The organism is Streptomyces hokutonensis (genome assembly GCF_000376565.1).
In the GTDB taxonomy this organism is placed as follows: Bacteria; Actinomycetota; Actinomycetes; order Streptomycetales; family Streptomycetaceae; genus Streptomyces; species Streptomyces hokutonensis.
Window position 1 is genome coordinate 1 of sequence record NZ_BARG01000058.1, and the last position, 25,305, is coordinate 25,305.

Genomic DNA, 25,305 nt, shown 5'->3' on the forward strand with positions numbered 1-25,305 from the left:
CCGCCGCGTGGGCGCGACCAGCCACGACGGCGAGTCAGCCAAAGAACGACTTACGCGTCCTTGGACTCCTCGTCGGCCTCGACCTCAGCCGGCTTCGCGTCCTCGACGACCTCAACCGGAGCCGAAGCCTCGGCGTCCTTCGCGGCACGCTTGGTGGCCGCCTCGGCCTCACCCGTCGCAGCCTGCGCGACGGTCAGGGCCTCGACGAGCTCGATGACAGCCATGGGCGCGTTGTCGCCACGACGGTTACCGATCTTGGTGATACGGGTGTAGCCACCGGGACGGTTCTCGTAGCGCGGGCCGATCTCGGTGAAGAGCGTGTGGACGACGCTCTTGTCCGTGATCACCTGGAGCACCTGACGGCGGTTGTGAAGGTCGCCCTTCTTCGCCTTGGTGACCAGACGCTCGGCGTACGGCCGCAGCTTGCGGGCCTTCGCCTCGGTGGTGGTGATACGGCCGTGCTCGAAGAGGCTCTTCGCGAGGTTCGCGATGAGCAGCTTCTCGTGCGCGGCGCTGCCGCCCAGACGGGCACCCTTGGTGGGCTTCGGCATTTCTTTCTCCTTGGTATCTGCCCCGGCCGTATGAGGTACCGGGGTCAGGACCCGGTGAGCGGACGCTCACCGGCAACAACCGATCAGTACTGCTCGGTCTCCACAAAACCCGCGTCCACGTCGTCGTCGGCGCCGAAGGCGTCGGCAGCGGCCGTCGGGTCGAATCCGGGCGGGCTGTCCTTCAGGGCCAGGCCCATGCCGGCCAGCTTCGCCTTGACCTCGTCGATGGACTTCGCGCCGAAGTTGCGGATGTCCAGGAGGTCGGCCTCGGAACGAGCCACGAGCTCACCCACGGAGTGGATGCCCTCGCGCTTGAGGCAGTTGTAGGAGCGGACGGTGAGTTCCAGCTCCTCGATCGGCAGGGCGAGGTCGGCGGCCAGGGCGGCGTCCGTGGGGGACGGGCCCATGTCGATGCCCTCGGCGTCGATGTTCAGCTCGCGGGCGAGACCGAACAGCTCCACCAGGGTCTTGCCGGCCGACGCCATCGCGTCACGGGGACGCATCGCCTGCTTGGTCTCGACGTCGACGATCAGCTTGTCGAAGTCGGTGCGCTGCTCGACACGCGTCGCCTCGACCTTGTACGTGACCTTCAGCACCGGCGAGTAGATCGAGTCGACCGGGATCCGGCCGATCTCCTGACCCACCTGCTTGTTCTGCACCGCGGAGACGTAACCGCGGCCACGCTCGACCGTGAGCTCCATCTCCAGCTTGCCCTTGCCGTTGAGCGTGGCGAGGACCAGGTCGGGGTTGTGCACCTCGACACCGGCCGGGGGCGCGATGTCGGCGGCGGTGACCAGACCCGGACCCTGCTTGCGCAGGTACATCACGACCGGCTCGTCGTGCTCACTGCTCACGACCAGCTGCTTGATGTTGAGGATCAGGTCGGTGACGTCCTCCTTGACGCCCGGCACGGTGGTGAACTCGTGCAGGACACCGTCGATCCGGATGCTGGTGACAGCGGCTCCGGGGATCGAGGAGAGGAGCGTACGGCGGAGGGAGTTGCCGAGGGTGTAGCCGAAGCCGGGCTCCAGCGGCTCGATCACGAACCGCGAACGGAACTCGTCAACGACCTCTTCGGTCAGAGACGGACGCTGAGCGATCAGCATGAGGTGATTCCTTCAGTCATGGACACCCACTATTTGATGTCCTGCTGTTACTACAAGGGTACGGGCGATACGGCACCGAAGTGCCGTACCGCCCGAATCCTCAAGACAGCCGTGCGTCAGACGCGGCGGCGCTTCGGCGGACGGCAGCCGTTGTGCGGGGTGGGGGTGACGTCCTGGATGGAGCCGACCTCAAGACCGGTGGCCTGGAGGGAGCGGATCGCGGTCTCGCGACCGGAGCCCGGGCCCTTCACGAAGACGTCGACCTTGCGCATGCCGTGCTCCTGCGCGCGACGGGCGGCCGACTCGGCGGCCATCTGCGCGGCGAAGGGGGTGGACTTGCGCGAGCCCTTGAAGCCGACGTGGCCGGCGGAGGCCCAGGAGATCACGTTGCCCGAGGGGTCCGTGATCGAGACGATCGTGTTGTTGAACGTGCTCTTGATGTGCGCGTGGCCGTGAGCGACGTTCTTCTTTTCCTTGCGGCGCACCTTCTTGGCAGCGCCCTGACGACCCTTGGGGGGCATCTATTACTCCTACGGGGAGGTGGTCGGTCCTACAGCGAAGACCGCTGGTGAAGCGTTGTCCGCTGTGGACTACTTCTTGCCCGGCTTCTTCTTGCCGGCGATGGCGCGACGCGGACCCTTGCGGGTACGAGCGTTCGTGCTGGTGCGCTGACCGCGAACGGGCAGACCACGACGGTGACGGAGACCCTGGTAGCAGCCGATCTCCACCTTGCGGCGGATGTCGGCCTGGATCTCGCGACGGAGGTCACCCTCGGTCTTGATGTTGGCGTCGACGTACTCACGAATCGCGACGAGCTGCTCTTCCGAGAGGTCGCGAACGCGGGTGTTGGGGTCGATGCCGGTCTCGGCCAGCGTCAGCTGGGAAAGGGTCCGACCAATGCCGAACACGTAGGTGAGGGCGACCTCCACGCGCTTTTCGCGCGGGATGTCGACACCGGAAACGCGTGCCATTCAATGGCTCCTGGTGATCTTCGGAGGTCTTCCGCAGAACCGGATCCCAGCCGCCGGCCTCTTCGTTCGAAGATTTGGTACGGCGTGGGTCCCCAGCCTCCGAGCCGGGGGTGTCGGGCGCCTACTACGCCCGGGTCCTGCGTATGAACATGTACTGCTCGCGTCGCGCGAATCTCTGCGAAAAGATGCAGAGGGAAGGTCGTGCGTCAGCCCTGGCGCTGCTTGTGGCGCGGGTTCTCGCAGATGACCATGACCCGACCGTGACGGCGGATCACCCTGCACTTGTCGCAGATCTTCTTGACGCTCGGCTTGACCTTCATTGGTGAGGTTCTCCGGGTCAGTTGCCTGCGGCGCCGCTTGCGCGGAACCTGGGCAAGATCTACTTGTAGCGGTAGACGATCCGGCCACGCGTCAGGTCGTACGGAGACAGCTCCACCACGACCCGGTCGTCAGGGAGGATGCGGATGTAGTGCATACGCATCTTGCCGCTGATGTGTGCCAGGACCTGGTGGCCGTTCTGGAGCTCCACCTTGAACATGGCGTTCGGGAGAGACTCGACGACAGTGCCTTCGATCTCGATGGCACCTTGCTTCTTGGCCACGCTTCGCCCTTCGAATCGACTACCTTGATCGACTCGCGCGCGTTCCCCTTGCGGGGTGCATGCGGACATGCGGGTGCACGAGAGCCGACGAGTCAGTCTACGTCAGGGCCCTCGGAAAGACGAATCGATGGAGGATGCCCCGGCTCGAAGATCACTAAGCACAAGGAGAGTGTTCTTAGGGGCGCGGGGAACTGCGCGACCAGCCCCCACCGGCGGTCAGCCGGACAACTACGCCACGGGATCCGGCGCAGCCGTGATCCCATACTCAGCCAGCTTCGCCTTACCCCCATCAGGAGCCGTCAGCACGAGCGGCCCCTCCTCGGTCAAGGCAACCGAGTGCTCCCAGTGGGACGACCACGTCCCGTCGGTCGTGATCACCGTCCAGTCGTCGGACAGCACCTCGGTCTTCGGCGTACCGAGCGACACCATCGGCTCGATCGCCAGGCAGAACCCGGGAATCAGCTTCGGCCCCTTGCCCCGCCGCTTCTCCACGTAGTTCAGCAGATGCGGATCCATGTGCATCTCGGTACCGATGCCATGACCGCCGTAGTCCTCGACGATCCCGTACTTGCCACCGCCGGGCTTCGGCTGCCGCCGGATGTACGTCTCGATCGCGCGGGAGATGTCGACGAGCCGGTTTCCGAGCTTCATCGCGGCGATGCCCGCCCACATCGACTCCTCGGTCACCCGGGAGAGCTCGATGAGCTCAGGGGCGTGACCGGAGCCGACGAACGCGGTGTACGCGGCGTCCCCGTGCCAGCCGTCGATGATCGCGCCGCAGTCGATGGAGATGATGTCGCCGTCCTTCAGCACCACCTCGTCGGAGGGGATGCCGTGGACGACGACCTCATTGACCGAGGTGCAGATGGTGGCCGGGAAGCCGCCGTAGCCAAGGAAGTTGGGCTTCGCGTTGTGGTCGGCGAGGACCTTGCGGGCCACCTCGTCCAGATCCTTCGTGCTCGCGCCGGGTACGGCCGCTTCACGCGTGGCCGCGTGGATCGCGGCGACGACCAGCCCCGCCTCGCGCATCTTGGAGATCTGCTCGGGGGTCTTGATCTGCACCATGGGGGCCTGCGCTCTCCGTCTTCCGCGTCACATGGGATATGGCTGTACACAACAGTACGGCCGCGACGCCCGTGAGGGCACCGCGGCCGGAACTGGTGGGCGACTACTTGTCGTCGTCGCGCTTCAGCGCGTCCAGCGCGCGCTGGGTGATCTCGTCCACCGGGCCGAGCGAGGAGATCGTGACCACCAGGCCCTGGGCCTTGTAGTAGTCGATGATCGGCTCGGTCTGCGTGTGGTAGACCTCCAGCCGGGTGCGGACGGTGTCCTCGGAGTCGTCGTCGCGCTGGTACAGCTCGCCGCCGCAGGTGTCACAGACACCGTCCTGCTTGGGCGGGCTGTACGTCACGTGGAAGACGTGGCTGGAGTCCTTCCGGCAGATGCGGCGGCCGGCGATGCGCTTGACCACCTCTTCCTCGGAGACCTCCAGGTCGAGGACCGCGTCCAGCTTGATGCCCTCGGTCTTCAGCAGTTCGTCCAGCGCCTCGGCCTGCGACACATTGCGCGGGAAACCGTCGAGGAGAAAGCCGTTCACAGCGTCCGGCTGCTCCATGCGGTCCTTGGCCATCGCGATGGTGACCTCGTCCGGGACCAGGTTGCCCGCGTCCATGTAGGACTTCGCCAGTTTGCCGAGTTCCGTGGCCTGACTGATGTTGGCACGGAAGAGATCGCCGGTGGAGATGTGCGGGATGTGCAGCGTCTTGGCCAGTCGCACAGCCTGCGTTCCCTTACCGGCGCCCGGCGGCCCGACGAGGACGATTCGCATCAGCGGAGGAACCCTTCGTAATTGCGCTGCTGGAGCTGGCTCTCGATCTGCTTCACCGTCTCGAGACCGACACCCACGATGATGAGGATGCTGGTCCCGCCGAACGGGAAGTTGCCGCTTGCGTTGAAACCGACCAACGCCATCGTCGGTACGAGAGCGATCAGACCCAGATACAGCGAACCCGGCCAGGTGATCCGGTTGAGTACGTAACTCAGGTACTCAGCGGTGGGCCGGCCAGCCCGGATGCCCGGGATGAAGCCACCATACTTCTTCATGTTGTCGGCGACTTCCTCGGGGTTGAACGAGATCGCCACGTAGAAGAACGCGAAGAAAACGATCAGGAGGAAGTAGCTGACCAGGTAGATCGGGTGGTCACCCTTGGTCAGGTTCTGTGTCACCCAGGTCTTCCAGGCGGAGTCGCCGCTGGAGAACTGCGCGACCAGAGCCGGGATGTAGAGCAGCGAGGACGCGAAGATGACGGGAATCACACCCGCCTGATTGACCTTCAGCGGGATGTAGGTCGACGTACCGCCGTAGGAACGGCGGCCGATCATGCGCTTCGCGTACTGCACGGGAATGCGGCGCTGGGCCTGTTCGACGAAGACCACCAGGCCGACCATGACCAGGCCGACGAGGATGACGGTGCCGAACTCGATCCAGCCGTCGGCCAGCGTGCCCTGCTTCTTGATGGCCCACAGCGCGGACGGGAAGGTGGCCGCGATCGAGATGAACATCAGGATCGACATGCCGTTGCCGATGCCGCGGTCGGTGATGAGCTCGCCGAGCCACATCACGACGCCGGTGCCGGCGGTCATGGTGACGACCATGGTGATGGTCGTGAAGATGGCACGGTCCGGGACGATGCTCGTCGCGACCGTGCAGCCGGAGAAGAGGGCGCCGCTGCGGGCGGTGGCCACCAGGCCGGTGCCCTGCAGGATCGCGAGCGCCACGGTCAGATAGCGCGTGTACTGCGTGATCTTCGCCGTACCGGCCTGGCCCTCCTTCTTGAGGGCCTCCAGACGCGGGATCACCACGGTCAGCAGCTGAAGAATGATGCTCGCCGTGATGTACGGCATGATGCCGAGCGCGAAGACCGTGATCTGCAGCAGCGCACCGCCGGAGAACATGTTGACCAGTCCGAAGAGGCCCTGGTTGCCGGAGGCCTCGGTCACACACTGCTGTACGGCCGTGTAGTTGACGCCGGGGATCGGGACGTGGGTACCGACCCGGTAGACCACGATGATGCCCAGCGTGAAGAGCAGCTTCTTGCGCAGGTCGGGCGTCCTGAACGCCCGGGCGAACGCGGTGAGCACGGTGCCTCCTGCGACCCCCGCGCCAGTGCGTCAAGGGTGACGGTCTTGAGGTTCGACGAATAAGAACAGTGCAGGCCACCTTACCGGCGACTCTGCCCCCGTGGAACGACCAACCGGGGATACCCCGTTATGGGGTATCCCCGGTCGGGATCGCTTATGTCATCGCGCTCAGACGAGCTCGGTGACGGTACCGCCGGCGGCGGTGATCTTCTCCTTGGCGGAACCGGAGACGGCGTCCACCGTCACCTGCAGCGCCACGGAGATCTCGCCCTGGCCGAGGACCTTGACGAGGCTGTTCTTGCGAACCGCACCGTTGGCGACGAGACCCTCTACGGTGACCTCGCCACCTTCCGGGTACAGGGCCGCCAGCTTGTCGAGGTTCACGACCTGGTACTCGGTCTTGAACGGGTTGCGGAAGCCCTTCAGCTTCGGAAGACGCATGTGGAGGGGCATCTGGCCACCCTCGAAGCGCTCCGGAACCTGGTAACGGGCCTTCGTACCCTTGGTTCCACGACCGGCCGTCTTACCCTTCGACGCCTCACCACGACCCACACGGGTCTTGGCGGTCTTGGCGCCCGGGGCGGGACGGAGGTTGTGGATCTTGAGCGGGTTGTTCTCCGCCATGATCAGTCGACCTCCTCAACCGTCACGAGGTGGCGGACGGTGTGCACCATTCCGCGGAACTCGGGGCGGTCCTCCTTGACGACCACGGTGTTGATCCCCTTGAGACCAAGGGACCGCAGTGTGTCACGGTGGTTCTGCTTGCTGCCGATGTACGACTTCGTCTGCGTGACCTTGAGGCGAGCCATTACGCACCCGCCCCGGCACGTGCACGAAGGAGAGCCGCGGGGGCGACGTCCTCGAGGGGCAGACCGCGGCGGGCCGCGATCTCCTCGGGACGCTGCAGGCCCTTGAGGGCCGCCACGGTCGCGTGCACGATGTTGATCGCGTTGGACGAGCCGAGCGACTTCGACAGGATGTCGTGAACGCCGGCGCACTCGAGCACTGCACGCACCGGACCACCGGCGATAACGCCGGTACCGGGGGAAGCAGGCTTGAGCAGGACGACGCCCGCGGCCTTCTCGCCCGTGATCGGGTGCGGGATGGTGCCCTGGATACGGGGGACCTTGAAGAAGTGCTTCTTGGCCTCCTCAACACCCTTGGCGATGGCGGCCGGCACCTCCTTGGCCTTGCCGTAACCGACACCGACGGTGCCGTCACCGTCGCCCACCACGACGAGCGCGGTGAAGCTGAAGCGACGACCACCCTTGACAACCTTGGCGACGCGGTTGATCGCGACTACGCGCTCAACGTACGCGGTCTTCTCGGCGGCAGCAGCGCCGCCGTCACGGCCCTTCCGGTCCCGCCGCTCGCCGCCACCGGCACCGCTTCCACGGCGCTGGGGTCCAGCCATTGGATTACCTCTCTCTTTCCGCTAGCTACGGAAGCGACTAGAACTTCAGTCCGGCTTCGCGGGCGGCGTCCGCCAGGGCGGCGATGCGCCCCGCGTACTGGTTGCCACCGCGGTCGAATACGACAGCCTCGACACCGGCGGCCTTGGCGCGCTCGGCGACCAGGGCGCCGACCGACTTGGCCTGCGCGGACTTGTCGCTCTCGCCGCCGCGGATCGAGGTGTCCAGGGTCGACGCCGACGCCAGGGTGTGACCCTTGATGTCGTCGATGACCTGGGCCACGATGTGGCGGTTGGAGCGGGTCACGACCAGGCGCGGACGCTCAGCCGTACCGGAAATGTGCTTCCGGATGCGGATGTGACGACGCTTGATGGCAGCACGCTTGTAAGCGTCGCCCTTAGCGATCTTCGTACCGTATGCCATGGCTTACTTACCCGCCTTTCCGACCTTGCGCCGGATGACTTCGCCCTCGTACTTGACGCCCTTGGCCTTGTACGGGTCGGGCTTGCGCAGCTTGCGGATGTTGGCCGCAACCTCGCCGACCTTCTGCTTGTCGATGCCCTCGACCGAGAAGTGCGTCGGGTTCTCGACCTTGAACGAGATGCCCTCGGGCGCCTCGACGGTGATCGAGTGGCTGTAGCCGAGCGCGAACTCGAGGTTCGATCCCTTGGCCGCAACGCGGTAACCGACACCGCTGATCTCGAGCTTCTTCACGTAACCCTCGGTCACGCCGGTGATCATGTTCGCCACCAGCGTGCGGGACAGGCCGTGCAGGGCCTTGTTCTGACGCTCGTCGTTGGGGCGGGTGACGTTGAGAACGCCGTCCTCACCCTTGGCGATGTCGATCGGCGAAGCGACGGTGTGGGTCAGGGTGCCCTTGGGGCCCTTGACCGAGACCGTACGGCCGTCGATGGTGACGTCCACGCCGGCGGGAACCGTGATGGGGAGCTTGCCAATACGCGACATAGCTTCTTCCGATTCCTTTCCGCTACCAGACGTAGGCGAGAACTTCTCCGCCTACGCCCTTCTTGCCGGCCTGCTTGTCGGTGAGGAGCCCGTGGGACGTGGAGATGATCGCCACGCCGAGGCCGCCCAGCACCTTGGGCAGGGAGGTGGACTTCGCGTAAACCCGGAGACCGGGCTTGGAGATCCGCTTGATGCCCGCGATGGAGCGCTCACGGTTCGGGCCGAACTTCAGCTCGAGAACGAGGTTCTTGCCGACCTCGGCGTCCTCGACCTTCCAGCCCGTGATGAAGCCCTCCTGCTGGAGGATCTCCGCGATGTGAGACTTGATCTTGGACGCCGGCATCGTCACGGAGTCGTGGTATGCCGAGTTCGCGTTCCGCAGACGCGTAAGCATGTCTGCGATCGGATCAGTCATGGTCATGAATTGGCCTTCGGCCTCTCTCGCCGGGGTTTCCAGGTGCCCATCCCTCTCCTCGATCCGAGACGAGGCGGGTGCGGTGCGGTGGACCTACGGCGTAGTAAGTCGTATGGGCGGCAATCAGGCGCCCAACCCCCCTAGCCTAAGCCATGGAGGGGTGGGCACCTGACCGTGCCCTCTGCTTACCGAGAGCTTCGGGAGTCCGGAAGTACCGGACTACCAGGAGCTCTTGGTCACGCCCGGCAGCTCGCCACGGTGAGCCATCTCACGAAGGCACACGCGGCAGAGGCCGAACTTGCGGTACACGGAGTGCGGGCGGCCGCAGCGCTGGCAGCGGGTGTAGCCACGCACACCGAACTTGGGCTTACGAGCAGCCTTGGCAATCAGAGCCTTCTTCGCCATCTCGCTTACGCCTCCTTGAAGGGGAAGCCGAGGTGACGGAGAAGGGCACGGCCTTCGGCGTCGTTGGTCGCCGTGGTCACCACGGTGATGTCCATACCCCGGACGCGGTCGATCTTGTCCTGGTCGATCTCGTGGAACATGACCTGCTCGGTGAGACCGAAGGTGTAGTTGCCACGACCGTCGAACTGCTTGGGAGACAGACCGCGGAAGTCGCGGATGCGCGGAAGCGCGAGCGACAGGGTGCGGTCCAGGAACTCCCACATGCGGTCGCCACGGAGCGTGACGTGGGCACCGATCGGCTGACCCTCGCGCAGCTTGAACTGCGCGATGGACTTGCGGGCCTTGGTGATGGCCGGCTTCTGACCGGTGATCGTGGTCAGGTCACGGACGGCACCGTCCATGAGCTTGGAGTCACGGGCGGCGTCGCCGACACCCATGTTCACCACGATCTTGACGAGGCCGGGGATCTGCATGACGTTCTCGTAGGAGAACTCCTCACGCAGCTTGCCCGCGATCTCCTCGCGGTACTTCGTCTTGAGACGCGGAGTGGTGGTGGTAGTCATCAGATGTCCTCACCCGTCCGCTTGGCAACGCGAACCTTGTTGCCCTCGTCGTCGAAGCGGTAGCCGACACGCGTGACGACCTTGTTGCCGTCCTTCTCAACGACCAGCTGGACGTTGGAGACGTGGATCGGCGCCTCGGTCGTGACGATGCCACCGGCCTGCGAGCCCTTGGCGGTGGGGCCGGCCTTGGTGTGCTTCTTGACCCGGTTGACACCCTCGACCAGGACGCGCTCGTCGCGCGGGTAAGCGGCAATGACCTTGCCCTGCTTGCCCTTGTCCTTGCCGGTGATGACCTGAACCGTGTCACCCTTCTTGATCTTCATGCTTACAGCACCTCCGGAGCCAGCGAGATGATCTTCATGAACTTCTTCTCGCGCAGCTCGCGCCCGACCGGGCCGAAGATGCGGGTACCACGAGGGTCGCCGTCGTTCTTCAGAATGACGGCGGCGTTCTCGTCGAAGCGGATGTACGAGCCGTCCGGACGGCGGCGCTCCTTCACGGTGCGAACGATGACGGCCTTGACGACGTCACCCTTCTTCACGTTGCCACCGGGGATCGCGTCCTTGACGGTGGCGACGATGACGTCACCGATGCCCGCGTAGCGGCGACCGGAGCCACCGAGCACACGGATGCAAAGGATTTCCTTCGCACCAGTGTTGTCGGCGACGCGCAGTCGCGACTCCTGCTGGATCACGTCTATCTCCTGATCGTCTGCCGGTTCCCCAACAGGGCTGAAGAATCAGCCCTGTTGGAGCCTGGCGGAACTGTCCTGCGGAATTACCCCGCAGGCTGTATTACTTGGAATTCCCTTGCGGGAATTACCTACTTGGCCTTCTCGAGGATCTCGACGATGCGCCAGCGCTTCGTCGCGGACAGCGGACGCGTCTCCATGAGGAGGACGCGGTCGCCGACGCCTGCGGCGTTCTGCTCGTCGTGGGCCTTGAGCTTGTTCGTACGGCGGATGACCTTGCCGTACAGCGCGTGCTTCACGCGGTCCTCGACGGCGACGACGACGGTCTTGTCCATCTTGTCGCTGACGACGAGACCCTCACGGGTCTTGCGGAAGCCGCGGGAAGCGGTCTGCTCTTCAGTCACGTTGCTCTCGCTCATCAGGCGCTCTCCACCGTCTCGATGCCCAGCTCGCGCTCACGCATCAGGGTGTAGATCCGCGCGATGTCCTTCCGGACGGCCTTCAGCCGACCGTGGTTCTCGAGCTGACCGGTCGCCGCCTGGAAGCGGAGGTTGAACAGCTCTTCCTTGGCTTCGCGGAGCTTCGCGAGAAGCTCCTCGTCACCCAGTTCGCGCAGCTCGGACGCCTTGGTACCGGCCGACATCACGCTTCACCTGCCTCGCGCTTGACGATCCGGCACTTCATCGGCAGCTTGTGGGCTGCGCGAGTGAGGGCCTCACGGGCGATCTTCTCGTTGGGGTAGGACAGCTCGAACATGACCCGGCCCGGGTGCACGTTCGCGATCCACCACTCGGGAGAACCCTTACCGGAACCCATGCGGGTCTCGGCAGGCTTCTTCGTGAGCGGGCGGTCCGGGTAGATGTTGATCCAGACCTTGCCGCCACGCTTGATGTGGCGGGTCATCGCGATACGGGCGGCCTCGATCTGGCGGTTCGTCACGTACGCCGGCGTGAGGGCCTGAATGCCGTACTCGCCGAACGAAACCTGCGTACCGCCCTTGGCCTGACCACGGCGCTTGGGGTGGTGCTGCTTGCGGTGCTTGACCCTACGGGGGATCAGCATGTCGGTCAGGCCTCCGTTCCGGTGCTCTCAGCCGGAGCGGCAGCGGCGGCGGGAGCCTCGGCCTTGGGGGCCTCGGCAGCCGGCGCGGACTGCTGCTGCGGCTTGCGGCCGCGGCCGCCACGCTCGCCACCGCGGCCACCGCCACGGGCCGGGCGGTCGCCGCCCGGGCCGCCACCGCGAGCCGGGCGGTTACCCGCACGGGCAGCGGCGTTCTCGGCGCGGACCTCGGCGATGTTCTTGACGTCGCCCTTGTAGATCCAGACCTTCACACCGATACGGCCGAAGGTCGTCTTGGCCTCGAAGAAGCCGTAGTCGACGTTCGCGCGGAGCGTGTGCAGGGGCACACGGCCCTCGCGGTAGAACTCCGAGCGGGACATCTCGGCGCCGCCGAGGCGGCCACCGCACTGGATCTTGATGCCCTTGGCGCCGGCCTTCATCGCCGACTGCATGCTCTTGCGCATGGCACGGCGGAAGGAGACGCGGGAGGACAGCTGCTCGGCGACGGCCTGAGCCACCAGCTGAGCGTCCGTCTCCGGGTTCTTGACCTCGAGGATGTTCAGCTGGACCTGCTTGCCGGTCAGCTTCTCCAGGTCACCGCGGATGCGGTCGGCCTCGGCGCCGCGGCGGCCGATGACGATGCCCGGGCGAGCGGTGTGGATGTCCACACGCACGCGGTCACGGGTGCGCTCGATCTCCACCTTCGAGATGCCGGCGCGCTCCATGCCGGACGTCATCATCCGACGGATGGCGACGTCTTCCTTGACGTAGTCCTTGTACAGCTTGTCGGCGTACCACCGGGACTTGAAGTCCGTGGTGATGCCGAGCCGGAACCCGTGCGGGTTAACCTTCTGGCCCATTACCGGGTTCCTTCCTTGCTGCTGACGACCACGGTGATGTGGCTGGTCCGCTTGCGGATCCGGTAGGCGCGGCCCTGGGCACGCGGACGGAACCGCTTCAGGGTCGGGCCCTCGTCGACGTAGGCCTCGGAAATGAAGAGGCTGTCGGCGTCGGTGTGGTCGTAGTTGTGCGCGGCGTTGGCAATGGCGCTGTCCAGCACCTTGCCGACCGGCACGCTCGCGGCCTGCGGGGCGAAACGCAGGACCGCCTGAGCCTCCGTGGCGTCCATGCCACGGATGAGGTCCACCACGCGGCGGGCCTTCATGGGCGTGACGCGGATGTACCGCGCCTGGGCCCTGGCTTCCATGGTTGTCCCTTCAGTGTTTGTCATGGTCGTTCACCCCGCGCTAGCGGCGCTTCGACTTCCGGTCGTCCTTGACGTGACCCCGGAAGGTGCGCGTCGGCGAGAACTCGCCGAGCTTGTGGCCGACCATCGACTCGGTGACAAACACCGGGATGTGGGTCTTGCCGTTGTGCACCGCGATCGTGTGGCCGAGCATGGCCGGGACGATCATCGAGCGGCGGGACCAGGTCTTGATGACGTTCTTGGAACCGGCTTCGTTCTGGGCGTCCACCTTCTTGATGAGGTGTCCGTCGACGAAGGGCCCCTTCTTGAGACTGCGCGGCATCTAAACCCGCTCCTAGCGCTTCTTGTTCGTCTTGCGGCGGCGGACGATGTACTTGTTCGAAGCCTTCTTCGGCGAACGAGTACGACCCTCCTTCTGACCCCACGGGGAGACCGGGTGGCGACCACCGGAGGTCTTGCCCTCACCACCACCGTGCGGGTGGTCGACCGGGTTCATCGCCACACCGCGGACGGTCGGGCGGACGCCCAGCCAGCGCTTGCGGCCGGCCTTGCCCCAGTTGATGTTGCTCTGCTCGGCGTTGCCGACCTCGCCGACCGTGGCGCGGCAGCGCTGGTCGACCAGGCGGATCTCACCGGAAGGCATACGAAGGTGGGCCATCGTGCCCTCCTTCGCGAGCAGCTGCACGGAGGCACCGGCGGAGCGGGCGAACTTGGCGCCGCCACCGGGACGGAGCTCGATCGCGTGGATCGTGGTACCGACCGGGATGTTGCGGAGCGCCAGGTTGTTGCCCGGCTTGATGTCGGCCCCGGGACCGTTCTCCACGCGGTCGCCCTGCTGCAGGTTGCGCGGGGCGAGGATGTAGCGCTTCTCGCCGTCCGCGTAGTGCAGCAGCGCGATGCGCGCGGTGCGGTTGGGGTCGTACTCGATGTGCGCGACCTTCGCCGGCACGCCGTCCTTGTCGTGACGACGGAAGTCGATCACTCGGTAGGCGCGCTTGTGTCCGCCACCCTGGTGGCGAACGGTCACACGACCGGCGTTGTTACGGCCGCCCTTGCTGTGCAGCGGGCGGACCAGCGACTTCTCCGGCGTGGACCGCGTGACCTCGACGAAGTCGGCGACGCTGGAGCCACGACGGCCCGGCGTAGTCGGCTTGTACTTGCGGATTCCCATTTCTCAGTCCTCGTCCGATATCGGACGATCCGACCCGCTTACGCGGCCGGACCGCCGAAGATGTCGATACGGTCGCCCTCAGCGAGGGTCACGATCGCGCGCTTGGAGCCCGCGCGCTGACCGAAACCGGTCTTGGTGCGCTTGCGCTTGCCCTGGCGGTTGATCGTGTTGACCCCGGTGACCTTGACCGAGAAGACCGCCTGGACGGCCTGCTTGATCTGGGTCTTGTTGGCGCCCGGGGCCACGATGAAGGTGTACTTGCCCTCGTCGAGGAGCGCGTAGCTCTTCTCCGAGACGACCGGCTTCAGCAGCACGTCACGGGGGTCCGTGTACGACTTGCTGATCGGCGTCTCGACGGTGTTCTTGCCTTCGGCCTCGTGGCGCTTCGCCTTGGCGACGCGCGCGGCCTTGGCGGCCTTGGCCGCCTTGGAGGCGATGCTCGGGTGACGCGTAGCCATCAGGCTTCGCTCCCTTCGGTGTCAGCGGCCTGGGGGCCAGACACGAAGGACTCGAAAGCGGCCTGGGTGAAGACCACGTCGTCCGAGACGAGAACGTCGTACGTGTTCAGCTGGCCCGGCTCCAGGATGTGGACCTGGGGCAGGTTGCGCGCGGAAAGCAGCGCGGCCTCGTCGGAGCGCTCGATGACCAGGAGCACGTTCTTGCGCTCGCTGACCTTGCCGAGGAAGCTCCGGGCGGCCTTGGTGGAGGGGGTCTCGCCCTCGATCACGCCGGTGATGACGTGGATGCGAGCGTTGCGGGCCCGGTCGGTGAGGGCGTGGCGCAGGGCCGCGGCCTTCATCTTCTTCGGGGTCCGCTGCGAGTAGTCGCGCGGCGTGGGGCCGTGGACGACGCCACCGCCGGCGAACTGCGGGGCGCGGGTCGAACCCTGACGGGCGCGGCCGGTGCCCTTCTGGCGGTACGGCTTCTTGCCGCCACCGCGGACCTCGCCACGACGCTTGACCTTGTGCGTGCCCTGACGGGCGGCGGCCAGCTGTGCGACGACGACCTGGTGAAGCAGCGGGATGCTGATCTTCTCTACGTCGAAGATCTCGGCCGGGAGCTCTACGGTCCCGGCGGTGTCGCCGGAGGGCGACAGAATGTCAATGGTGCTCATAGTCCTCAGGCCCCCTTGGCCGCGGTGCGGACCAGGACGAGGCCGCCGTTCGGACCAGGAACCGCGCCCTTGATGAGGAGCAGGCCCTTCTCCGCGTCAACGGCGTGAACGGTCAGGTTCTGGGTGGTGACCCGCTCGTTGCCCATACGACCCGCCATGCGGAGGCCCTTGAACACACGACCCGGGGTGGCGCAGCCACCGATGGAGCCGGGAGAGCGGTGCTTGCGCTGGGTGCCGTGTCCGGCGCCGAGGCCCTTGAAGTTGTGACGCTTCATGACACCGGCGAAGCCCTTGCCCTTGCTCTTGCCGGTCACGTCCACCTTGACGCCGGCCTCGAAGGTCGCGGCGGTGATCTCCTGGCCGAGGGTGTACTCGCTGGCGTCAGCGGTACGGATCTCGACGAGGTGACGACGGGGGGTGACGTCGGCCTTGGCGAAGTGACCCTTGAGGGGCTTGTTCACCTTGCGCGGGTCGATCTCGCCGAAGGCGATCTGGACCGACTCGTAGCCGTCGGAGTCATTCGTACGGACCTGGGTCACGACGTTGGGTCCGGCCTTGACGACGGTGACCGGAACAACACGGTTGTTCTCGTCCCACACCTGCGTCATGCCGAGCTTCTCGCCCAGGATGCCCTTGATCTGCTTTGCCATCTTCAGCTCACCGACCCCTAGAGCTTGATCTCGATGTCGACACCGGCCGGCAGGTCGAGTCGCATCAGAGAGTCAACGGTCTTGGGGGTGGGGTCGAGGATGTCGATCAGGCGCTTGTGCGTGCGCATCTCGAAGTGCTCGCGAGAGTCCTTGTACTTGTGCGGCGACTTGATGACGCAGTACACGTTCTTCTCAGTGGGCAGCGGCACCGGGCCCGCGACCGACGCACCAGTGCGGGTCACCGTCTCGACGATCTTCTTCGCCGAGCTGTCGATGACCTCGTGGTCGTAGGCCTTGAGCCGGATGCGGATCTTCTGTCCCGCCATGGCTACTCAGTAGTCCTGTCTCTAGTAACGCTCTGCACCCCGGCAAGCTCTTCTGCTCGCTTCGTTCTTCGATTCCTCCGACCCACGCGGTCGGGTGTGTCGCGCTCTCACCGACACAGAAGTCCCAAGGTTCGGAACTTCCCTACTGGGAAAGCACGGCCCTTCCGGAACCGCAGGCCGAGGGCGAAGAAGCCCACCGGGTGCCTGGCCTGCGCTGCACTGACGCTTCCCGAAAGATTCCCGTACGTCCGCCTCAGCGCTGCCGTAAGGCAGTTGGGGCGACGAGTACTGTGGGACTCGCTTCCGGTCCTCCCGACGGGAGGCGCGCAGCATCAACACTCGACCGAGCAACTCGGACAGTCTGCCATATGGGGCAGGGGGCTGGCCAATCGGGGCGTAGAGATTACCCGGGGAGTGACGCAGGTCAAACACGCGCGCCAGCCGGGTGTCTCGCTCGGCCCCCATCGCCGTTCACCCCTGTGAATAAGAATCAAGTACACGTCCATTGACGCGTCCATAGCAAGCGCTTACGGTCCCTCACGAGAAGCGGGAAAGCGCTTTCCCTTGCACTTGTACGGCACCCCTGGTCATGGGACGACCCTGGAGGCAGAACGATGCAAGCGAGACCAGTCATGGCGTGCGTCGGCCTGATGGCCGGCACACTCGTAGCACTCTCCGGCACCCCGGCGCAGGCCGCGAGCGCCACCCAGTACGTGTCACCGACCGGCACCGCGAGCGCGGCCGGCACCCTGGCCGCCCCCACCACCCTCGCCACCGCGATCGGCCGCATCGCGTCCGGCGGCACGATCTACCTGCGCGGCGGGACGTACGCCTACGGCTCGACGATCACGATCCCGGCGGGCGCCGACGGCACGGCGTCCGCCCGCACCACGCTCATCGCGTACAACGGCGAGACCCCGGTCCTCAACTTCGCTTCGCAGAGCGAGAGTTCATCGAACCGAGGGCTCCAGCTCTACGCCAACTACTGGCACGTCTACGGCCTCACGGTGTCGCACGCGGGCGACAACGGGATCTACGTCGGAGGCAGCAACAACGTCATCGAGCGCACGGTGACGTCGTACAACCGCGACACGGGTCTCCAACTGGGCCGCATCTCCTCCAGCACGCCGAGCTCGTCCTGGCCCTCGAACAACCTGGTCGTCAGCTCGGAGTCGCACGACAACGCCGACTCCGACGGCGAGGACGCGGACGGCTTCGCCGCGAAACTGACGACCGGTACCGGGAACGTCTTCCGCTACGACGTCTCCCACAACAACATCGACGACGGCTGGGACCTGTACACCAAGACGGACACGGGCGCGATCGGCCCGGTGACCATCGAGTACTCCCTCTCCTACGGCAACGGAACCCTCACCGACGGCAGCCAGAGCGGCGACGGCGACCGCAACGGCTACAAGCTCGGCGGCGACGACATCGCCGTCAACCACGTCGTCCGCCACGACATCGCCTACGGCAACGGCCATCACGGGTTCACCTACAACAGCAACCCGGGCACGATGACGATCTCGAACAACGTCGGCATCGACAACGCGGAGCGCAACTTCTCGTTCGACACGGGGACTTCGGTGTTCCGTACGAACACGTCCTGCCGCTTCGCGGTCAGCGGCTCGAACGACAAGACGGTGGGCGACGCGGACAGCACCAACCAGTTCTGGACCGGGACGAACGGGTCCCGGTGCTCGTCGTACAGCGGCGCGCTGGGGTGGTCGTTCGCGTCGAGCGGGGCGTTGAGGGTGACGTTCGGGGGGACGGTGGTGAATCCGTAGGGGAAGGCCCCTCCGCACGACTGTCTGTCTCCCTGCCCGCCTGCTTGGACCGGCCCACTCGGCGCTGTTCGGCGGCGCACGCGACGAAGTCGGTCCAGGCGGTGGGGGCGAGGGCGAGGCGGGGGCCCTGGGAGCACGTCGTGGCCGAGCCGGCGCGCCAACGCGGCCACACACGGCCGCGTACCGGCCGGGACTTCGGACTCACGCTCTACGTCGGCGGCGGCACCCTGCGCATCGGAGTCACCGACACCTGTGGCGACCGCCTGCCCCGCCGTCAACACCCGGTTGCGGAAGCCGAATCCACCGGGACTCCCCCTGGTCGAGGCGCTCGCCGACCGCTGGAGCATCGCCCGAAGACCGCGCCCACGCAAGACGATCCGGGCGGAACCGGACCTCGTACCGGAACCGGAGCACGGATCCTCGTGCTCCGGTGCGAGGGGCGCTCTTTCCCAAGAACCACGACGGTGAAAGAACCCCCACCAAGCCCCACCCCACCCTCCCGCCGGCCGAGTTCACGAATCACCCATGTGGGTGAACATGACCAACTGGGCTGGATTCCGGACGGGTTGCGTGATCTACGCTCAGCGCAAACAACTCCAGACATACGACGGCCCTCGCCGGGACTGGCATCCCAAGGCGAGGGCCTGACCACCAAGGAAGAGAACAGCTTCCCGATGGATACACGCGACATTACCGCGCCCCCGCACACCCGGTCCCGGCACACCGCCGACAAACACCCGAACCAGCGGCACCAGGCGCCCGGAGTTGGGCTCACGCACGACAACTCCCGCCACACCACCCGCTTCACGGTGATCGGCAACCACCTCGCCCAGCACCCGCAGCTGTCGGCCCTCGCCATCGGACTCGGCGTCCACCTCCAGTCCCTCCCCGCAGGCGCCCGCGCCGACATCAAGACCCTCGCCGCCCGCTTCCCCGAGGGCAAGACCCGAATCGCCGCCGCGCTACGGGAGTTGGAGACCCACGGCTACCTCCGTCGCGAACGCCACCGCGTCCCCGACGGCCGGATCATCACGCGCACAATCTCCTGCAACCAGCCCGGCGGCCGTAGGGATCGTAAGGACCCCCACGCGCGGCCGGAAGCAGTGAAGGCCGCCGCGCCCCGCCCCCGCAAGGCGCTCCCACCCGTGCCGCGCCCGTCCTACCCGGCACCCGCCCTCCTCCAGAGGGCCACCGACCTCCTGGCAGACCTCCGGCGCCACGCCCCCGACTTCCTTCTGTCGGCCTGCGACACAGCGCACCTCGCCCCAGGAGTCGCGGCCTGGCTGGAGCGAGACGTCAGCCCCACCGCCGTACGCCACGCACTGACCACGGACCTGCCACCCGAAGGACTACGCCGGCCAGCAGCCCTCCTGGCCCACCGCCTGACGGCCCAGCTCCCGCCCCCACCACCGTTCCGCGCACCGGCGGCGGCACCAGTCGTACGGCACCCCCTCCAGAACTGCGAAGGCTGCGACCGCGCCTTCCGCTCCCCCACCCCAGGCCGCTGCGACGACTGCCGAACCGATCTCCCGGAGGCCACCCAGCATGAAGGGGACGATCCAGTACCGAGCCATGAGGGACTTTCTGCAGTCCATGGACGACACCCTTCCCGGCAAATTTGAGATCACCAAGGAAGGGATCGTCCACGACATGACGGCGGGCATCGGTCCGCACCAGCTGACCACGCAGTGTCTTCGCAAGCGCCTGGAGAAGGTCATGCCGGACGAGCTGGTCGCTCACACGGGTGCACCTGATGTGGAAGTCGAAGGAGAGGGCATCCTGCGCCGTCCCGATGTGATGGTGATCGCGTGGTCGGACATGGACGTGCCGGGTTCGTTCAACCCGCGCTCTCTGATCGCCGCCATCGAAGTCGTCTCCCGCTCCAACCCGGACAACGACTGGGTGAGCAAGATGCGCGACTATCCCCTGATCGGGATCCCCACCTACGCCGTCTTCGACCCCCGTACCGGCACGGGCGCCGTCCTCACCGACATCCACTACGGGGCAGTCCCGTAAATCGGGAAACCCAACGGTGTTCTTGAGGCCCCCGCCGGGGTCGGAAACCTCCCGGCTAGATCCGCGCCACGAGGATCATGACGACCATCCAGCCGACACAGCCCCCACATGCGATCACCAGCGGCAGCCACCTCTGGGCGCGCCGGGCCCGGACGACCAACCACACCGCGACCGCAACCACCGCGAGCCCCATGACGCCCGCGATCACCTGAAGACCACCGGACGCCTCCCCCGGGCCCTGGCCTGTCGCGGCCAGGCGGAGGACCGCCAGGAGGCCTACGGCGAGCAGTGTCACGAAGATGCAGGTGAGGCCGGAGAACAGGTTCCGATTTCGGTCGTCGACCGCGGCCAGCGCGTCTGTGCCGTCGCCGAGGCGGACGCCGCCGTCGGAGTTTGCCTGGTTCTCACGGTTCATCACGGCGTGCACCCTATGGGACTTCGGCGGATACGCGAGGCAGGGAAACGGCGGACGTCCCGGGGGTTTCCCTCACCCCGATGCTCGGGTGTGCCGGATGGCAGGGGCGACCGTCGCTCGGTCAGGGTTGTAAGACATGCAGGTCAAGCAGGTCGGACCGCCGCACCGCGGGGAGATCAGAACGTGCGTATCGCCACTGCTACCACCACCGCCACCGTCATCGCCTTGACCCTCGCCGCAGGCATCGCCGCGCCGGCCGCGTCCGCCTCCGGCGCCGGTCCCACCGTCGACGGCCTCTGGCGCATGAACGGCTACGGCACGGTCCTCGCCCTCGATCACGGGACGTACCAGGAGTACCAGACCACGTCCGTGAGCTGCCTCAAGGGCGACACCGCACGGCGGACGGGCCCGGGGACGTACACGGTGGGCGGCGACGTCCTGACCGTCCGGCTGGGCCGCGACGGCGACCACGCCATCCTCGGCGCGGCCAGCGCGGTGGGCCATCGCAAGCTGGTCCGCATCTCGGCCCTACCGGCCGCCTGCACGCGCCCAACCCCCAAGGACCCGCTGACCACCTTCGACGTCTTCTGGCAGTCCTACGAGGAGAACTACCCCTTCTTCGCCGCCAAGGGAATCGACTGGCACGCCGTACGGGACGAGTACCGCCCACAGGTGCACAAGAACACGACCAGGGCGGAACTGTTCGACATCTTCAGCAGGATGGTGCGTCCGCTCTACGACGCCCACGTCGCGGTCCAGGACGGCGACCGCGTGTTCGCCGAGGGCCGCCCCGGCACCGAGGTCCCCGACGAGGAACTGGACGCGAAGGTCAAGAAGTTCATCGAGGCGCGGGATCTGGCGAACGCGCCGTACCGCCGGGACTTCGCCAACGGCCGTATCACGTACGCGGACCTGGCGGGCAGCGGCCGTATCGGCTACCTCCGCATCTCCGGTTTCGCCGGCTACCTGCCCGACGAGAAGGCGTCGTACGCGGCCCAACTGGCCGAACTAGACCGGGCGTTGAACACCATCCTCACGCCGGAACGGTCACGTCACCTGCACGGCCTGATCATCGACCTGCGCATCAACGGCGGCGGCTCCGACGCCCTCGGCATCCACGTCGCGCAACGCCTGACCGACACCCCGTACATCGCCTACGCCAAGCGCGCCCGCAACGACCCGACAAACCCGAACCGCCACACTCACCCCGAACCGATCCAGGTACTCCCGGCCAAGGCCCCGCACTACACCGGCCCGGTGGCCGCCCTGACCGGCGGCTCGACGGTCAGCGCGGGCGAGACCTTCACCCAGGCCCTCCTCGACCGCCCCACCCGCACGATCCGCATCGGACAACCCACCCAGGGCGTCTTCTCCGACGTCCTGGAACGCGAACTCCCCAACGGCATGACCGCCTGGCTCCCGAACGAGGAGTACCTGACCGACTCGGGCCGGACGTTCGACGGGACGGGGATACCACCGGAGGTGACGGTGCCGGTGTTCACGAAGGAGGAGTTCGACAAGCGACAGGACTCGGCGTTCGACCGAGCGATGAATCTCCTCGGGACCGGCCACTGAACCCGGAGTACTGGACAACAAGGCCTACCCCGCCGAACACCCATCGCCCAAGGCATCACCCTTAACGACCTTTCGATGTCATTAATTATCATCACCTCCAAAAATATGTAATGGAGCAGTTAATCTGCTCATCGACCGAATAATCCGGTCTGTCGATGATGGAGGTGTGTATGCGCAAGTGGGCGAAGATCGCTCTTGTGGCAGCCATGGCCTTGGGGGGCATGTCGGGACCGAGCGCAGGAGTCAGTTCCGCCGCGACGAGCTGCTACGGCGGCGCACGGTCGGCGACCATCAGGCTGCCGTACGGCTCCAACGCGGTGGGGCCCTACTACACGACCAACCGCTGCATGGACATCAACGTGCGGCTCACGTACGTCCGATACCAGACGGACGCCCGCTCCTGCCTGGAGCGGGCCAACGGTGCGACGATCAGCTGTAGCCGTTGGAAACTGCTGCCGTATCCGGGATGGGCAACGTTGTCCACCAACGTGCGGGACAACACCCGTTTCCGCCTGGAGTTCAGGACACAACCCGGCGAGAGCATCAGCTACCTCGTGGCTTCATAAGGCGTGCACACAGGTGGGTGGTGCCGGATGCGACATCCGGCACCACCTCTCACCTGCACCCCAAGGTCTTGAGGGTCGCCGGGAAGTAGGCCCGCATGAACTTCTCGATGTCCTTTCGGTGGGTGTGGTCCGTCAGGCGGATTGGGGGGACTTGGAGGGTGAGGGTGAAGTATTTGCCGCCGTTGGATTGGCAAGTGGCAGTCGAAATGGCTCCGTCGATGCCGACGATTGTCTTGTAGGCGGAGTTGATACTGCGCGGTTCCGTCACACGCGAGACCGATCCGGTGTTCTTGGCCAGATACATGAGATCTGTCTCGCTATCGCGCCATGAGAAGCGGAAGCCAAGCACTACCTCTCGCCCGGACAGCACCAGGCAAGGAGCGGTGATTGCCGCGGCCCGGTCAACGCGATCGTACTCATGCCACTCCTCGGTAGACGTCACAAGCGGACGCGCAAGATTGGGAGCGATACGCGTACCGCAGATCACATCTGGAATCCCCTTGTCGTTGGAACCACCACAGGACACAACAAGGGCAGATGAGAGGAACAGAGTGCAGAGACGCGCCTTCACCTGGATCGCTCCCCAGACATCCCAGTCGCACGATCCATACCGTCCTCAGCTGATCGGCTGATCTCCGCCTGCGGATCGAGGTGCACGCCACCATCTTGCTGATGCACCCTTTTCCATTCATTGGCGAGAGCCATCAGCTGACCGTTCCTCTTGGTATACGCCTGGATATTGTCGTCCGCCTGCTTGTTGTCCAGCCGCCGCTGCTCGTCAGCCAGCCACTGGTCCGTCACATAGTCAAACCCCGTCTGCACATCCCCACTGACCACAGGGATATAACTGATCGCCTTGTCGAAGAACGGCTTCGTCTCGAACTCTGCGACCTTCGGGTCTCCCGCGGCCTGGACCCGGGCCTCCTCCAGGAAGCCGACGGTGCGGCCGGCCGCGCTGAGGGAATCGGATGAGTTCGAGTGGTCGTTGTGGATGGCCGACACCAGCGCCTGGTTCATCCCACCGTTCAACGTGCCGTACGCGCCCTCGTCCTTGGACACCTGTTTCGCGACCTCGAAGAGGCGGTGCTGGTCCAGAGGGGATTTGCTGACATCGACCTCGCTCATGGCCGCATGCACGGTATCCCCATGATTGATGAGCACGTTGGCCATCGGCTTCCGCAAAGACGGCGGAAAGTCGTCGCCGCTGTCCGACAGATATGTCAGCGCCGACTTGAAGACCGCGTCGTTCGTCGCCCGATCCCCCACCCGCGCCCCATGAGGATGCGCCGGATCGATCCCTGTCGCCGCCGCCTGCAACGCCGCGCCGAATCCCGCCCGGTCGTCGCCGTCCAGCCGGGGGACATGGTGGCCGCCCTTCGAAAGGCCCTCGTCGTTCAGGGTGACGTTCCAGTCGCGGTCCTTCATGAGGTATTTCATGTGGGCGTCGGAATGGAGATAGCGCGCGGCCTCGGCGGGGTCGCGGCTCATGATGCCGAGGATGCCGTCGACGGGGTCGTTGGCGAACCAGCCGCCGCCCGCGCCGGCGTACGTGCCCTTCACCCGCCAGATCCCGGGGTTTTTCTTCTCCGCCGCGATCATGTCGTCGGTGAGGTCCTCGACCATTTCGGGCGCGTACCCGTGGCCCTTCCGCATCAGCGTGACCAGCGACTGGTAGCCGACCGCCTTGTCGAGGTGGAGGCCCTGGGCATCGGTGGCGTAGTGCTGGAGGCCCGCGTGGCGCATGTCGGTGCGCCATTTCCGGTACCAGTCGGCCTGTGGATGCCTCGTCGCCGCGGCTAGCGTGTTCGCGAGGCCCGTCTCGATCGTCGCGTACGTGCCCGCACCGGCGCCGCCCCGGACATGGATACGGTCGTTCAGCTCGTTCGTGAGTCGGAGCGTGTCCGTCGCGCCCAGGTCGTCCAGTAGTGTCCGCGCGAACACCTCGTCGCCGCTGTTGTCGCGGAAGGACCGTTCCAGTTCGGCGAGTTGAGCGTCCGTCAACTCGCCGCCCCTGCTCAGTTTTTGCAGGTACCGGTCCGTCTCATCGGCCTCGTAGCGTTCCACGTCACCCATCGCCCTGCCGTTGAACCCCCGCCCGCCGGCGAGGAGTTCGGAGTCGACGACGACGCCTGCCAGCGCGATCCGGACGCCCGCGTCCGCGTCCGTCACGTCGTGCACCGCCTTGGTGATGCGGTCCTGCCACTGCTGCGCGGCGTGCGGATCGGCGGGGGTGTCCGGCTGGCCGGGACCGGGGCTCACCACTCCCTGATCAGAGACCTGCATGCCCGCCCGGATCGCGTCCCCGCGCGCCGCCTCCACCCGGCCCCGCAGCTCCACGAACCGCTCGTGCGCGTCCCGCAGCAGCGACGCGATCGCCTTGGCCTCCGTCTGCGCGTACCCGAACTCCTTGAGCGTGGTGTCGAAGCGGGCGTTCGCCGCGTCGGCACTGAGCCCGGTCCACGTCGTGCCCATGGAGATGCCGTGCACATCCCGCCGGTACGCCGTCTCCTGCTTCTCGAACTCGCCCGCCATACCGTCCCAGCGCTCGGCCGCAGTGGTCAGCGCGGCCAGGTCGGTGGTCATGATCTCGTGATACG

Annotated in this window: 37 protein-coding genes and 1 pseudogene; 5 read left to right on the plus strand and 33 right to left on the minus strand. The window is 66.2% G+C overall.

Annotated features, from left to right (window positions below; translation table 11 throughout):
• Nucleotides 1-50 precede the first annotated feature (50 nt).
• From rplQ to rpsJ, 30 genes are all read right to left on the minus strand, one after another.
• Nucleotides 51-551 (minus strand): 50S ribosomal protein L17, encoded by a 501-nt coding sequence (rplQ, locus tag SSP08S_RS34745; RefSeq protein WP_019072274.1) that lies wholly within the window; start codon nt 549-551, stop codon nt 51-53.
• An 83-nt stretch (nt 552-634) separates the two neighbouring features.
• Nucleotides 635-1,657 carry a DNA-directed RNA polymerase subunit alpha gene (locus SSP08S_RS34750; RefSeq protein WP_019055532.1) on the minus strand — a complete coding sequence of 341 codons (1,023 nt, stop codon included), beginning with the start codon at nt 1,655-1,657 and terminating at the stop codon, nt 635-637.
• A gap of 116 nt (nt 1,658-1,773) precedes the next feature.
• A complete protein-coding gene (rpsK, locus tag SSP08S_RS34755; RefSeq protein WP_003956432.1) occupies nt 1,774-2,178 on the minus strand; it encodes a 30S ribosomal protein S11 in 405 nt (134 codons plus the stop codon).
• Nucleotides 2,179-2,247: 69 nt separating this feature from the next.
• Nucleotides 2,248-2,628, minus strand: a complete 381-nt coding sequence (gene rpsM, locus SSP08S_RS34760; RefSeq protein WP_019055531.1) for a 30S ribosomal protein S13 — start codon at nt 2,626-2,628, stop codon at nt 2,248-2,250.
• 206 nt (nt 2,629-2,834) lie between these two features.
• The gene (rpmJ, locus tag SSP08S_RS34765; RefSeq protein ID WP_003998809.1) at nt 2,835-2,948 is read right to left on the minus strand and encodes a 50S ribosomal protein L36; all 114 of its coding nucleotides are present in this window, start codon (nt 2,946-2,948) and stop codon (nt 2,835-2,837) included.
• Between the two features lie 59 nt (nt 2,949-3,007).
• A complete protein-coding gene (gene infA, locus SSP08S_RS34770) occupies nt 3,008-3,229 on the minus strand; it encodes a translation initiation factor IF-1 (protein WP_003948620.1) in 222 nt (73 codons plus the stop codon).
• 228 nt (nt 3,230-3,457) lie between these two features.
• Nucleotides 3,458-4,294 (minus strand): type I methionyl aminopeptidase, encoded by an 837-nt coding sequence (map, locus tag SSP08S_RS34775; RefSeq protein ID WP_019072275.1) that lies wholly within the window; start codon nt 4,292-4,294, stop codon nt 3,458-3,460.
• Nucleotides 4,295-4,397: 103 nt separating this feature from the next.
• A complete protein-coding gene (locus SSP08S_RS34780) occupies nt 4,398-5,057 on the minus strand; it encodes an adenylate kinase (protein WP_026179094.1) in 660 nt (219 codons plus the stop codon).
• Nucleotides 5,057-6,370, minus strand: a complete 1,314-nt coding sequence (gene secY, locus SSP08S_RS34785) for a preprotein translocase subunit SecY (protein ID WP_019072277.1) — start codon at nt 6,368-6,370, stop codon at nt 5,057-5,059. The genes SSP08S_RS34780 and secY overlap by 1 nt, the downstream gene beginning before the upstream one ends.
• Nucleotides 6,371-6,538: 168 nt before the next feature.
• Entirely contained in the window at nt 6,539-6,994 is a 456-nt protein-coding gene (gene rplO / locus SSP08S_RS34790; protein WP_019072278.1) for a 50S ribosomal protein L15, read from the minus strand.
• A gap of 2 nt (nt 6,995-6,996) precedes the next feature.
• Nucleotides 6,997-7,179: a 50S ribosomal protein L30 gene (gene rpmD / locus SSP08S_RS34795; RefSeq protein WP_006376032.1), complete on the minus strand. Its 183-nt coding sequence runs from the start codon at nt 7,177-7,179 to the stop codon at nt 6,997-6,999.
• Nucleotides 7,179-7,784 (minus strand): 30S ribosomal protein S5, encoded by a 606-nt coding sequence (gene rpsE / locus SSP08S_RS34800; RefSeq protein WP_006376045.1) that lies wholly within the window; start codon nt 7,782-7,784, stop codon nt 7,179-7,181. Before rpsE ends, rpmD begins: the two co-directional genes overlap by 1 nt.
• A gap of 37 nt (nt 7,785-7,821) precedes the next feature.
• A complete protein-coding gene (gene rplR, locus SSP08S_RS34805; protein ID WP_019055526.1) occupies nt 7,822-8,205 on the minus strand; it encodes a 50S ribosomal protein L18 in 384 nt (127 codons plus the stop codon).
• A gap of 3 nt (nt 8,206-8,208) precedes the next feature.
• Nucleotides 8,209-8,748 carry a 50S ribosomal protein L6 gene (gene rplF, locus SSP08S_RS34810; RefSeq protein ID WP_019072279.1) on the minus strand — a complete coding sequence of 180 codons (540 nt, stop codon included), beginning with the start codon at nt 8,746-8,748 and terminating at the stop codon, nt 8,209-8,211.
• 22 nt (nt 8,749-8,770) lie between these two features.
• Nucleotides 8,771-9,169 carry a 30S ribosomal protein S8 gene (rpsH, locus tag SSP08S_RS34815; protein ID WP_013001411.1) on the minus strand — a complete coding sequence of 133 codons (399 nt, stop codon included), beginning with the start codon at nt 9,167-9,169 and terminating at the stop codon, nt 8,771-8,773.
• A 213-nt stretch (nt 9,170-9,382) separates the two neighbouring features.
• Nucleotides 9,383-9,568 (minus strand): type Z 30S ribosomal protein S14, encoded by a 186-nt coding sequence (locus SSP08S_RS34820; RefSeq protein ID WP_003948630.1) that lies wholly within the window; start codon nt 9,566-9,568, stop codon nt 9,383-9,385.
• A gap of 5 nt (nt 9,569-9,573) precedes the next feature.
• Nucleotides 9,574-10,131 carry a 50S ribosomal protein L5 gene (gene rplE, locus SSP08S_RS34825; RefSeq protein WP_019072280.1) on the minus strand — a complete coding sequence of 186 codons (558 nt, stop codon included), beginning with the start codon at nt 10,129-10,131 and terminating at the stop codon, nt 9,574-9,576.
• A complete protein-coding gene (gene rplX / locus SSP08S_RS34830; protein WP_019072281.1) occupies nt 10,131-10,454 on the minus strand; it encodes a 50S ribosomal protein L24 in 324 nt (107 codons plus the stop codon). Before rplX ends, rplE begins: the two co-directional genes overlap by 1 nt.
• A gap of 2 nt (nt 10,455-10,456) precedes the next feature.
• On the minus strand, nt 10,457-10,825 hold the full coding sequence (rplN, locus tag SSP08S_RS34835) for a 50S ribosomal protein L14 (RefSeq protein WP_003998823.1): 369 nt from the start codon (nt 10,823-10,825) through the stop codon (nt 10,457-10,459).
• A gap of 128 nt (nt 10,826-10,953) precedes the next feature.
• Nucleotides 10,954-11,241, minus strand: coding sequence for a 30S ribosomal protein S17 (gene rpsQ, locus SSP08S_RS34840; RefSeq protein ID WP_019072282.1), 288 nt, complete (start codon nt 11,239-11,241; stop codon nt 10,954-10,956).
• On the minus strand, nt 11,241-11,465 hold the full coding sequence (gene rpmC, locus SSP08S_RS34845; protein ID WP_003998824.1) for a 50S ribosomal protein L29: 225 nt from the start codon (nt 11,463-11,465) through the stop codon (nt 11,241-11,243). The genes rpsQ and rpmC overlap by 1 nt, the downstream gene beginning before the upstream one ends.
• Entirely contained in the window at nt 11,465-11,884 is a 420-nt protein-coding gene (gene rplP, locus SSP08S_RS34850) for a 50S ribosomal protein L16 (RefSeq protein ID WP_010986348.1), read from the minus strand. The genes rpmC and rplP overlap by 1 nt, the downstream gene beginning before the upstream one ends.
• A 5-nt stretch (nt 11,885-11,889) precedes the next feature.
• The gene (gene rpsC / locus SSP08S_RS34855; protein ID WP_019072283.1) at nt 11,890-12,741 is read right to left on the minus strand and encodes a 30S ribosomal protein S3; all 852 of its coding nucleotides are present in this window, start codon (nt 12,739-12,741) and stop codon (nt 11,890-11,892) included.
• A complete protein-coding gene (gene rplV / locus SSP08S_RS34860; protein WP_003974262.1) occupies nt 12,741-13,088 on the minus strand; it encodes a 50S ribosomal protein L22 in 348 nt (115 codons plus the stop codon). The genes rpsC and rplV overlap by 1 nt, the downstream gene beginning before the upstream one ends.
• Nucleotides 13,089-13,128: 40 nt before the next feature.
• Complete coding sequence (gene rpsS, locus SSP08S_RS34865; RefSeq protein ID WP_019072284.1) at nt 13,129-13,410, minus strand: 30S ribosomal protein S19; 282 nt, start codon at nt 13,408-13,410, stop codon at nt 13,129-13,131.
• A 12-nt stretch (nt 13,411-13,422) separates the two neighbouring features.
• Nucleotides 13,423-14,259, minus strand: coding sequence for a 50S ribosomal protein L2 (gene rplB / locus SSP08S_RS34870; RefSeq protein WP_007384068.1), 837 nt, complete (start codon nt 14,257-14,259; stop codon nt 13,423-13,425).
• A 38-nt stretch (nt 14,260-14,297) separates the two neighbouring features.
• A complete protein-coding gene (gene rplW / locus SSP08S_RS34875; protein ID WP_019072285.1) occupies nt 14,298-14,717 on the minus strand; it encodes a 50S ribosomal protein L23 in 420 nt (139 codons plus the stop codon).
• A complete protein-coding gene (gene rplD / locus SSP08S_RS34880; RefSeq protein ID WP_019072286.1) occupies nt 14,717-15,373 on the minus strand; it encodes a 50S ribosomal protein L4 in 657 nt (218 codons plus the stop codon). The genes rplW and rplD overlap by 1 nt, the downstream gene beginning before the upstream one ends.
• A gap of 5 nt (nt 15,374-15,378) precedes the next feature.
• A complete protein-coding gene (rplC, locus tag SSP08S_RS34885; protein WP_019072287.1) occupies nt 15,379-16,023 on the minus strand; it encodes a 50S ribosomal protein L3 in 645 nt (214 codons plus the stop codon).
• A gap of 17 nt (nt 16,024-16,040) precedes the next feature.
• The gene (gene rpsJ, locus SSP08S_RS34890; protein WP_003948644.1) at nt 16,041-16,349 is read right to left on the minus strand and encodes a 30S ribosomal protein S10; all 309 of its coding nucleotides are present in this window, start codon (nt 16,347-16,349) and stop codon (nt 16,041-16,043) included.
• Between the two features lie 614 nt (nt 16,350-16,963).
• Between rpsJ and SSP08S_RS34895 the strand changes: the two genes are divergently transcribed.
• The 3 genes and pseudogenes from SSP08S_RS34895 to SSP08S_RS56440 form a co-directional block, all read left to right on the plus strand.
• Nucleotides 16,964-18,136 carry a right-handed parallel beta-helix repeat-containing protein gene (locus tag SSP08S_RS34895; protein ID WP_026179095.1) on the plus strand — a complete coding sequence of 391 codons (1,173 nt, stop codon included), beginning with the start codon at nt 16,964-16,966 and terminating at the stop codon, nt 18,134-18,136.
• Between the two features lie 674 nt (nt 18,137-18,810).
• Nucleotides 18,811-19,758 (plus strand): helix-turn-helix domain-containing protein, encoded by a 948-nt coding sequence (locus SSP08S_RS59775; RefSeq protein ID WP_245608016.1) that lies wholly within the window; start codon nt 18,811-18,813, stop codon nt 19,756-19,758.
• Nucleotides 19,682-20,134, plus strand: a pseudogene (locus SSP08S_RS56440) (Uma2 family endonuclease); the annotation flags it as partial. The gene SSP08S_RS59775 and the pseudogene SSP08S_RS56440, both read left to right, overlap by 77 nt.
• A 73-nt stretch (nt 20,135-20,207) precedes the next feature.
• Here the strand turns inward: SSP08S_RS56440 and SSP08S_RS34910 are convergent.
• Nucleotides 20,208-20,567 (minus strand): hypothetical protein, encoded by a 360-nt coding sequence (locus SSP08S_RS34910; RefSeq protein WP_019072292.1) that lies wholly within the window; start codon nt 20,565-20,567, stop codon nt 20,208-20,210.
• 183 nt (nt 20,568-20,750) lie between these two features.
• Between SSP08S_RS34910 and SSP08S_RS34915 the strand changes: the two genes are divergently transcribed.
• Together SSP08S_RS34915 and SSP08S_RS58360 are read left to right on the plus strand one after the other, a co-directional pair.
• Entirely contained in the window at nt 20,751-22,142 is a 1,392-nt protein-coding gene (locus tag SSP08S_RS34915) for a S41 family peptidase (protein WP_019072293.1), read from the plus strand.
• Between the two features lie 170 nt (nt 22,143-22,312).
• Nucleotides 22,313-22,708 carry a hypothetical protein gene (locus SSP08S_RS58360; protein WP_019072294.1) on the plus strand — a complete coding sequence of 132 codons (396 nt, stop codon included), beginning with the start codon at nt 22,313-22,315 and terminating at the stop codon, nt 22,706-22,708.
• 49 nt (nt 22,709-22,757) lie between these two features.
• Here the strand turns inward: SSP08S_RS58360 and SSP08S_RS61975 are convergent, their stop codons facing one another.
• Both SSP08S_RS61975 and SSP08S_RS34930 read right to left on the minus strand, forming a co-directional pair.
• Nucleotides 22,758-23,279 (minus strand): hypothetical protein, encoded by a 522-nt coding sequence (locus SSP08S_RS61975; RefSeq protein WP_158697248.1) that lies wholly within the window; start codon nt 23,277-23,279, stop codon nt 22,758-22,760.
• Nucleotides 23,276-25,291: a hypothetical protein gene (locus tag SSP08S_RS34930; protein ID WP_245608017.1), complete on the minus strand. Its 2,016-nt coding sequence runs from the start codon at nt 25,289-25,291 to the stop codon at nt 23,276-23,278. Before SSP08S_RS34930 ends, SSP08S_RS61975 begins: the two co-directional genes overlap by 4 nt.
• Between the last annotated feature and the right edge of the window lie 14 nt (nt 25,292-25,305).